A 10,607-nucleotide genomic window follows, 5' to 3' on the forward strand; every position below is an offset into this window, starting at 1 on the left:
TTAAAACATTTTAACCTAAATTTATCAATCTGATAAATTGAACCATTCAAAAATTCGGAATTAGTGATTTTTTAGCATTTTATTTAAATCGTTGAGTTTTTTATTTGAATTACTACAAATCATTGAATATAATTCAATAAAATTGATATTTTTGAAGAAATACCACAAAAGATGACACTGAAGAAGCAAGGATTATATCTACCGGAATTTGAACATGATAACTGTGGGGCTGGGTTTATTTGCAGTCTTAAAGGAAAAAAATCTAACGACATTATTCATAAGGCGTTAGAAATACTTGAACGCTTAGAACATAGAGGTGCTGTAAGTGCCGACGGTAAAACTGGGGATGGAGCAGGTATTTTAATAGATATTCCTCATGATTTCTTTCAAGCTGTTTGCAGTTTTGAATTGCCTAAAGTCGGCGATTATGCCGTGGGTAATATTTTCTTTCCTAGAAAATCCAATCAGCGTGATTTTTGTATCTCGGTATTTGAAGAAAACATAAAAAAACAAGGGTTAAAATTATTGGGTTGGAGAGATGTTCCCGTAAACCGCTCGGTTCCAGGTAGAATTGCTGCAGAAACCGAACCTTTTGTAAAACAAATATTCGTTGCCAAAGAAAATTCTGAGCAAGATTATTTTGAATTCAATCTAAAACTCTTTATCGCAAGAAAGGTTACTGAGCACACGATAATAAAATCAAAACTATCTGAAAGCAAATTTTTCTATGTACCTAGCTTATCTACAAAAATAATCATCTTCAAAGGCTTACTAATGCCTTTAGACATAAGCCTTTATTATTCAGATTTAATGGATTCTAGAGTTGTTACAAGATTGGCATTGGTACACCAACGATTCTCTACAAATACATTCCCTACTTGGGACTTGGCCCAACCTTTTAGATACATGTGTCATAATGGGGAAATAAATACATTGAGAGGAAATGTTTCGCGTATGTTCTCTAGAGAAGAATTGTTAGAGAACGATATGTTCGGTGATGAAATAAAAAACATATTACCAATTATACTACCTGGAAAATCAGATTCTGCAACAATGGATATGGTGGTAGAGTTATTATTAATGACAGGTAGATCTTTACCTGAAGTCATGATGATTTTGGTTCCTGAAGCTTGGGAAAAAAATGCAGAAATGTCAGAAGCTAAAAGAGCTTTCTACGAATATCATTCATGCATGATGGAACCATGGGACGGGCCAGCATCTATACCTTTCACAGACGGAAACTTTATTGGAGCTGTTTTGGATAGAAACGGACTTAGACCTTCAAGATATACAGTTACAAAAGATGATTACGTAGTTATGTCTTCAGAAACAGGCGTGGTTGATATTACCCCTGAGAATGTAGAATTTCACGGAAGATTACAACCAGGAAAAATGTTCTTGGTTAATATGGAAGAAGGTAGAATTATTAACGATGAAGAAATAAAGGAGAAAATTGCGAAACAGTACCCTTACAGTAAATGGTTAAAAGATAATCTGGTTCATTTAAAGGATATACCATATAATGACTGCCCGTTATTTCTTGGCGAGGAGACATTAGAAAAAAGAAAATCTGTTTTTGGATATACACTTGAGGATATAAACACCATTGTACTTCCAATGGCAAAAGCCGGAAAAGAACCAATTGGATCTATGGGGTCAGATACGCCTATTGCTGTATTATCACAAAGACCCCAATTAATTTATAATTACTTTAAGCAACTGTTTGCACAAGTAACCAACCCACCATTAGATGGTATTCGTGAAGAATTGATAACTGACATTAGTTTAACACTAGGTAGTGATCATAATATTTTTGAATTTTCAGAATTACATTGTAGAAAATTGAAAATCCAAAATCCGGTCATCTCAAAGGAAGATTTAGATAAAATTAAAAATTATGATGTAAGTCCAGATTATAAGGTAGTTTCTATTGCAATTTTATACTCCATCAAGCAAGGCCATAATGGATTAGAAGATGCATTGCAATCTGTTTTAGACCAAGCATCGAAAGCTGTTGATGAAGGTGCTAATATTATCATATTATCAGATAGAAGTATTAATGAAGAAATGGCGCCAATACCTGCACTTCTTGCATGCTCTTTTGTAAATAGTGGTTTACAAAAACTTGGGAAACGTTCAAAATTAAGTGTAATTATTGAATCTGCAGAACCAAGAGAGGTACATCATTTTGCTCTTCTATTTGGATTTGGAGCAAGTGCAATAAATCCATATTTGGTAAATGAAATAATTGCTGAACAGATTGAAGAACACGATATTACAGATATTACCTTTGATGAGGCTATTAAAAACTATAATAAGGCAGTTGGCAAGGGTATTTTAAAAGTGATGAATAAGATTGGTATTTCTACACTTAACTCTTACCGTGGATCTCAGCTTTTTGAATGTATTGGAATAAATACCAAAGTTGTAGAAAAATACTTCCCAAATACGCCTACACGTATACAAGGTATAGGACTATATCAAATAGAAAAGGAAATTGCACTTCGTCATCATAAGACATTTAGCAAAAAAGAAATAGCGGGTAATTTAGATTTAGAAATTGGTGGTGAATATAGATGGAGAAGGGATGGAGAAAAACATATGTTCAATCCTGTATCAATTGCAAAACTTCAAAAAGCGGTTCGAAATAACGAACCTGGTACATATAAGGAGTACTCAAAATTAGTTAATGAGCAGTCTCATAATTTAATGACCATAAGAGGCCTATTTGAATTCTCTAACTACGACCCAATACCATTAGAAGAAGTTGAACCATGGACAGAAATTGTAAAAAGGTTTAAAACCGGCGCAATGTCTTATGGATCTATTAGCAAAGAAGCACATGAAAACTTGGCTATAGCCATGAATAGAATTGGGGGAAAAAGTAATTCTGGCGAAGGTGGAGAAGATGAAAATCGATTCTATAAAAACTCAACTGGAGATTGGAGAAATAGCGCCATTAAACAAGTTGCCTCTGGTAGATTTGGTGTAACCTCAAATTATTTGACCAATGCAAAAGAAATACAAATAAAAATGGCCCAGGGAGCAAAACCAGGAGAAGGTGGCCAATTACCTGGACCAAAAGTAAACCCTGAAATTGCTAAGACCCGTAATTCCACTCCTTATGTTGGATTGATTTCCCCACCGCCACATCACGATATTTATTCTATTGAAGATTTATCTCAACTTATTTACGATTTAAAATCAGCAAATAGAAAAGCGAGAATAAATGTAAAATTAGTCTCAGAAGTTGGTGTTGGTACAGTAGCTGCAGGTGTAGCAAAAGCAAAAGCTGATGTTATCTTAGTTTCTGGTTTTGATGGAGGTACAGGTGCTTCACCTTTAACCTCATTAAAACATGCTGGTCTACCTTGGGAACTTGGTATTGCAGAAGCACAACAAACCTTGGTACTTAATGATTTAAGAAATAGAATAGTATTAGAATGTGACGGCCAATTAAAAACAGGAAGAGATGTTGCCATAGCTTGCCTTTTAGGTGCTGAAGAGTTTGGTTTTGCAACGGCACCATTAGTAGCTTCAGGCTGTATAATGATGCGAGTCTGTCATCTCAACACTTGCCCAGTAGGTATTGCAACTCAGAATCCAGAACTAAGAAAGAAATTTAAAGGAAAGCCAGAGCACGTTGTCAACTACATGTATTTTGTAGCTCAAGAATTACGTGAGATAATGGCTCAATTAGGATTTAGAACTATTAATGAAATGGTAGGTCAAGTTCAAAAATTAGATCGTAAAAAAGCTATTGACCATTACAAGTCTGCCGGTATTGACCTAACACCTATCCTGCATCAAGTTGATGTGCCAAAAGGAACAAAATTTTATAATACAGAAAACCAAAAGCATGATATTTATAAATCTATTGAGTTTGATATCATCGCGAAAGCTAATCCTTCGCTATTTAGAAAAGAAAAACTAACGTTAGATTACCCAATTTGTAACACTGATCGTGCTGTTGGCGCAATAATAAGTAATGAAATTTCAAAAACCTATGGTGCAGAAGGCTTACCTATAAATACGTTAAGACTTAATTTCACTGGATCAGCAGGTCAGAGTTTTGGTGCTTTCGCTACAAGAGGACTTACAATGGTCGTGAACGGAAATACAAATGATTATTTAGGAAAAGGTCTATCAGGAGCAAAACTTGTCATTAAAGTTCCAGAAAAATCGACTATTATTCCTGAGGAAAATGTTATTACAGGTAATGTAACCCTTTATGGCGCTACAGCGGGTAGAGCTTATATAAATGGAAAAGCTGGTGAACGATTCTGCGTGCGTAATTCAGGTGCAAAAGCTGTCGTGGAAGGAATTGGCGATCATGGCTGTGAGTATATGACCGGCGGTGTTGCTGTTATCTTAGGTGAAGTTGGAAGAAATTTTGGAGCAGGAATGAGTGGTGGTATCGCCTTTGTTCTTGACAACAATAACACTTTCAAAAAACGTTGCAGCCTTGAAGGTTTAAACCTATTAGAAGTTACCGAGGATAATGATATAAAGCAATTAAAAGATTTAATCGAAAGTCACTATAGCTCAACCTCAAGTCCCTTGGCACAACGAATTTTAGAGAATTGGGAATCTTATTTGCCAAAATTCATTAAAGTCTTACCTGAAGAATACAGGCAGGCTTTGATCAGATTAGAGGAAGAAAATTTACAAACTATTTAAAATCGGAATATGGGAAAGATAACAGGATTTTTGGAATTCGATAGAAAAATTGAAAATTACCAACCAGTTGAAGAACGATTAAAAAATTATAAAGAATTTACCGTACCGATACCTGAAAAAGAACTAAAGGACCAAGGCGCCCGTTGTATGGATTGTGGAATTCCATTTTGCCATAGTGGATGTCCATTAGGTAATTTAATTCCTGATTTTAATGACGCAGTTTATCGTGGTAAATGGGAAAAAGCAAGTGAAATATTACATTCTACAAATAATTTTCCAGAATTTACAGGAAGACTATGCCCTGCACCTTGCGAAGAGGCCTGTGTACTAGGCATAAACGAAGATCCGGTAAGTATTGAGAATATTGAAAAAAATATTGTTGAAACAGCTTTTAAAAATGGTTGGATAACTGCAGAGCCACCAATAATTAAAACTGGTAAGAGAATTGCCGTTGTAGGATCTGGACCTGCCGGACTAGCAGCTGCCCAACAATTAAATAGGGCAGGACATACTATAACCGTTTTTGAACGTGATGAAAAACCAGGTGGATTAATGCGCTATGGTATTCCAGACTTTAAAATGGAAAAAAGTGTAATTGATAGACGATTAGATGTACTTAAAGAAGAAGGAATTATCTTTTCTTGCGGAGTTCATATCGGAGTAGATATTAAGGCAGATGCTTTAAAAGCCGACTTTGATGCTATTGTTTTAACAGGAGGGGCGACTATAAGAAGAAATCTACCCATTGAAGGTTCTGACTTAAAAGGTGTGGTTCAAGCCATGGATTTTTTAGGTCAAAATAATAGACGTGTTGATGGTATAAAGGATTTAGGTGAAGAAATAAAAGCAACCGATAAAGATGTAATTGTTATAGGTGGCGGAGATACTGGCTCAGATTGTATTGGTACTTCTTTTAGACATGGAGCAAAATCAGTTTCAAATTTCGAAATAATGCCTATGGGTACTGTTGATAGACCTGAAGGTCAACCTTGGCCATTTTGGCCAATGAGATTGCGAACAAGTTCTTCACATAAAGAAGGAGCTGAACGGTTTTTTAGTATTTCAACTAAAAAATTTATTGGCGATGCTTCTGGAAATTTAAAAGGATTAATTACCTCAGAAGTAGAATGGATTAAAACCCCAGGGCAGCGTCCACAATTAAAAGAGGTAAAAGGGACTGAGAAAGAATGGAAATGTGATTTAGCATTATTAGCCTTAGGTTTTACCGGTTCGGAAGAAACAGTAGCACAACAACTTGGTTTAGAAATGGATACAAGAACTAACATAAAAGCTTCAGATGCCAATTACCAAACCAATATTCCTAGTGTATTTGTTGCTGGAGACCAAAGAAGAGGTCAATCATTAATTGTTTGGGCTATCTCAGAAGGAAGACAAGCTGCATATCATGTAGATAAGTATCTTATGGGAGAATCTGCTTTACCTTTAAAAGGGGATGGAGATTTGCCTCGAGTTTAACAATAATTCAATAAAGAGTAAAACACCCACATTGGGTGTTTTTTTGTTTATAAATTAACACTTCAACGAAAAATAAAAGCTATAAATTTTAAAATTTATAGCTTTGTTTAAAACAACCTACACCAACTATGCTGAAATATCTTTATTTTGCCCTAATTCCGTTTGTAATTATTTCTTGTTCCAGCGAGTCCCAAGACACTGAGGAATCAGAAATGGATACCATTTCACCGGAAGTTGAGTTTTCAATAGTTGGATTCCCAAAAACTTCGACATCCAATGAACCAATTGTTGTTAGTAATCAAATTGAAATAAAAATTGATGCAAGGGATAATGGTGGTATCGCAAAAATAGAAGCCTTTATTAATGATGAAAAAGTTGGTGAAGACAGTACTGCACCATATAATATAATTGTGGATGTTTCAGGATATAACTCTAAAATATCACAAACTTCTAAGTTTAAAGATTACATACTTAGAATTACTGTTACGGACATCAATGGAAATGAAACATCAGAAGAACAAGTAATTTATATAGACAATGAACTACCTTTAATTTCAGATGTTTCTCTGGAAAACACTTCTTTAATCAATGGTAGTGATAATATTATTACATTTAATGTAAGTGATAATGAAGGTCTTTTAAAAGTCAATGTTCATATAAATGAAATTCTGTATTCAGAAATTTTCGATGAAGTTTTTGAAACGAATCTTAATACACTGGAATTAGCCGATGGTGAAAACATACTCAAAATAGAGGCAGTAGACCTTGCTGAAAATATAGCGACTTTTGAGGTTCTATTTTTGATTGATAATGCAGGCCCAGAAATCAATATAGAATCCCTCATTGTAAATTCAATAATTGATGAAACCATAATTATTAAACCTGAAATTACAGATAATTATTCATCAATAAAAAATGTTACATTTTCCATTGATAACGAACAACAACTATCGTTTGAAAATGGCAATGATTATGAATGGAACTTTAATCCAGAAAATTTTGATACAGGGGATAAACTTATTAAAATTTCGGCTAAGGATTCCTTAGATAATGAGTCGATTTTAGAGTTACCTATTCAAATATTCCGCCGATTAGTTACAATTAATATACCGGAAAATAGAATTGATAATGGGATGAAAATTGCTGTGGCATTCGTTTCTAGAATGGATGGTACACTAATACAGTCAAAGGAGATATTAAGGGACGACAGACAAATTATTTTTAATACTAAGGAAGAGTTTGAGGATAACCAGGAATTTATGCTTTCTTTTTATTTAGAGGAGAACCCTTATAGCAATACGGCATATATATCAACACACCAAAACCTTACTCGGGTTAATCCAGGAATTTTGAACTTAGCAACGCCCAAATACTTACAGGATGACTATATATCTGAGATTCCTACAAGTAATTTTCTTTCGAATGATTATATAATTTCGAATGGAGGAAGATACATTAATGGTAAGACCTACAACACATCCAGGACTTCAGCCTATTATGGACACCTAAATTCGGAGAGAACAAAATTTGAAATTGCAACCTCTGAATGGAGTCCTCAATCACCTTTCGAAATATTTTATTTATATATGAATGATTCCGGTGTATACAAGTACAAAATGCTCGACAATCCCATATCGGAAGGTAGTTTTTTGGACAAAACAAGTTTTACAACCGAGAATATAGAACGTAATTATGTAAATGTTCCAAGTGGAAATTTTACATTTTATGATTTTATTTTAGAAATATTTGCAGCATCAACGCTACAAGATGATCTTATGAATAATTATCATCAAATATATAGCCCAAATCCGAATATTTTCAACTATGATCAAAACATACCTTATGATTTAAACACAACTTTTTTAAAGTATAAGCACACTTTTGCATGGGACAATTTTTACACGGAGAGAAGAGGAGTTCCAATAGAAACATATGAGATACCTTCTGTTTCAATAAATTATTCATTAGAAGGAAATAAAGTGTATATCAATACCCAATTTTCAGAATCTACATTAGGACGAATATATTGCCAAAGTACAGATCTTAACCCAAACTATACTTGGACAATTACTTATGATACAAAAAAATTGAACCAGGTAATAATACCGGAAATTCCGGATAATATATTCCATACAGTCACAGAAGCGCAAGATAATAATACTCTGAATATTTTTGCAGTTTCTTTATTTACATATGAAAACATTGCTGACTACAATACATACATACAAAAAGTATTGAAAGAGAATAACGAAATTCTTGATATTTCAGATTGGTTTAACTCTTTTACAAATTCATCAACACAAGGCCCACAATATAAGTTCTATGGAAGAAACCAGGACTTCCCATTTAATAATTACTAAATTTTCATCATTTAATCGTGAAGAGGTAATTTACAGTGGGAATTAATAAAATGATAAGGCCGTCTTGTAAGACGGCCTTATCATTTTATTTAACTCAATTAGCTTATCTTTTGTAGCCTTACTCTCCCACCAATCTTGGTTGGGCTCAAAATCTTCGACTTGCAACAAAAAAGTGGACAATTAGATAAGAGTCATGCTGCTATTTTTTGATTGTACATTTCTGTTTCAAATTCCTCTATAGTTTTATACCCCAAAGTGGAGTGCATTCTTCTTCTGTTGTACCAAGTTTCTATCCATTGAAAGACAGATAGCTCAGCTTCCGATCTAAGGCTATAGCTATGTTTGTAGACCCATTCTACCTTTAAACTCTTAAAAAATGATTCTGCCACCGCATTGTCCCAACAATTACCCTTTCTGCTCATACTTTGTTTTATAAGGGCCTTGTGATTTTTCAGGATATCGGTAAACCTATAACTGGCATATTGAGATCCCCTATCGGAATGGAATATGAGTTCTTTTGTGATTTCGTTTGATTTAACGGCCATGTTCCAAGCTGGGATTATAGTACCCTCTGTGCTTAGGGTTTGGCTCATGGACCATCCGATTACCTTTCTATGGAACAGATCTATGATTACCGTTAAATACATCCATCCCTGTTTAGTCTCTATATAGGTAATATCGGAAACCCAGACTTGGTTCTTTCTAAAGACCGTAAAGTTCTGGTTCAAAATATTACGGGCCAATGGATAGTTGTGTTCGCTGTCCGTTGTAACCTTGAACCTGCGCTTTCTTCTGGCAAACAGATTATTGGCCCTCATTATCCTGGCTACCCTAGGTCTAGAAACATTATATCCCTTTTTTGAGAGCTCCGCTTTGATCCTTGATGCCCCATAACTCTCAAAGCTATCTTTGAAAATATCATGGATGACCGAGGATATCGTTTGGTTTTCCGACCATCTTTTGGATGGCCCCCTGACCAACCAATCATAATAGCTACTTTTACTTAACTTGAACATTTTGCACATCTTCTCAACTGGAAATTTAAATTTGTAGTGTTTTATGAACCTATATTTTTCCTGTCGCCCTAGGAGAAGATGGCTATCGCCTTTTTTAGGATATCGCGTTCCAGTTCAGCATCCCTTAATCTTTTCTTCAACTCGGCAATCTCACGTTGCTCGTCCGTCAGTTTTGGATTTCCCTTGCCGGGAAAACTGTTCCTGCCATAAGTATCCGATTCTCTGCGCCAGCGGCTCAATACGGATGTAGGTATATCCAATTCCCTGCATATTTCCACAACGCTCCCACGTGCGTAGCTAAGTTCCACAGCTTTTTCTTTAAACTCTACGGTGTAATTTCTTTTTTCTCTTGACATTTTTCAAAGTTAATTTAAACGGCTAACACGCTCTTAACCTTATGTCCAGTTAAATATAGTAAGTCCAATAATTTGATGTTGTTCTTTACAACCAGATAGAACAAGAATGTGAAAACTTTTTCAGCATACTATTGATTTTCCTTAAATATACGAAAAAGGGTATTTGAAAATACGGCATAAAAAAACCCCTTACATTTCTGTAAGGGGCTTTCGAAAAAGGCGGCTACCTACTCTCCCACTTGGTATAGCAGTACCATCGGCGCAAACGGTCTTAACTTCCCTGTTCGGAATGGTAAGGGGTGGGCCCCGTCGCCATGGCCACCTAAGTTTTGGATCGGGACGTACCCGATCGCGGCCTCCGCCGCAATATCGTTGACATGAATGGAACAGGATCCTATAAAGGAAAAAAGCACGTATGGTATTAAATAACGTATCATAAAAAAGAAAGAAGTAAAGATCGTCGTCCGTCCCCTTCCGAAGAAGGGGACGGGCGTGTGCGCAAGCCTGACGGGCAATTAGTACTACTCGGCTACGGACATTACTGCCCTTCCACCTATAGCCTATCAACGTGGTCATCTCCCACGGCCCTTTAAAGAAATTTCATCTTGTGGCCGGTTTCGCGCTTATATGCTTTCAGCGCTTATCCGATCCCGACATAGCTACCCAGCGATGCTCCTGGCGGAACAACTGGTGCACCAGCGGTCAGTCCGACCCGGTCC

Annotated in this window: 4 protein-coding genes and 2 rRNA genes; 3 read left to right on the forward strand and 3 right to left on the reverse strand. The window is 35.6% G+C overall.

Annotated elements, in window-relative coordinates; genetic code table 11:
• Nucleotides 1–171 precede the first annotated feature (171 nt).
• The 3 genes from gltB to BMY56_RS16690 all read left to right on the forward strand — a co-directional run bounded on the left by gltB (nucleotide 172) and on the right by BMY56_RS16690 (nucleotide 8,516).
• The gene (gene gltB / locus BMY56_RS16680; protein ID WP_091626872.1) at nucleotides 172–4,680 is read left to right on the forward strand and encodes a glutamate synthase large subunit; all 4,509 of its coding nucleotides are present in this window, start codon (nucleotides 172–174) and stop codon (nucleotides 4,678–4,680) included.
• Between the two features lie 9 nt (nucleotides 4,681–4,689).
• The gene (locus tag BMY56_RS16685; protein ID WP_091626875.1) at nucleotides 4,690–6,156 is read left to right on the forward strand and encodes a glutamate synthase subunit beta; all 1,467 of its coding nucleotides are present in this window, start codon (nucleotides 4,690–4,692) and stop codon (nucleotides 6,154–6,156) included.
• 128 nt (nucleotides 6,157–6,284) lie between these two features.
• Entirely contained in the window at nucleotides 6,285–8,516 is a 2,232-nt protein-coding gene (locus BMY56_RS16690) for an Ig-like domain-containing protein (RefSeq protein WP_091626878.1), read from the forward strand.
• 191 nt (nucleotides 8,517–8,707) lie between these two features.
• Here BMY56_RS16690 and BMY56_RS16695 read toward each other — a convergent pair.
• From BMY56_RS16695 to BMY56_RS16705, 3 genes are all read right to left on the reverse strand, one after another.
• A protein-coding gene (locus BMY56_RS16695) for an IS3 family transposase (protein ID WP_091626880.1) occupies nucleotides 8,708–9,888 on the reverse strand; the annotation gives its coding sequence in 2 pieces (ribosomal slippage) (nucleotides 8,708–9,630 and nucleotides 9,630–9,888; 1,182 coding nt in all).
• Nucleotides 9,889–10,102: 214 nt separating this feature from the next.
• Nucleotides 10,103–10,214 (reverse strand): 5S ribosomal RNA (rrf, locus tag BMY56_RS16700).
• 168 nt (nucleotides 10,215–10,382) lie between these two features.
• A 23S ribosomal RNA gene (locus tag BMY56_RS16705) occupies nucleotides 10,383–10,607 on the reverse strand; the annotation flags it as partial.

This window comes from Maribacter orientalis (assembly GCF_900109345.1).
GTDB lineage: Bacteria > Bacteroidota > Bacteroidia > Flavobacteriales > Flavobacteriaceae > Maribacter > Maribacter orientalis.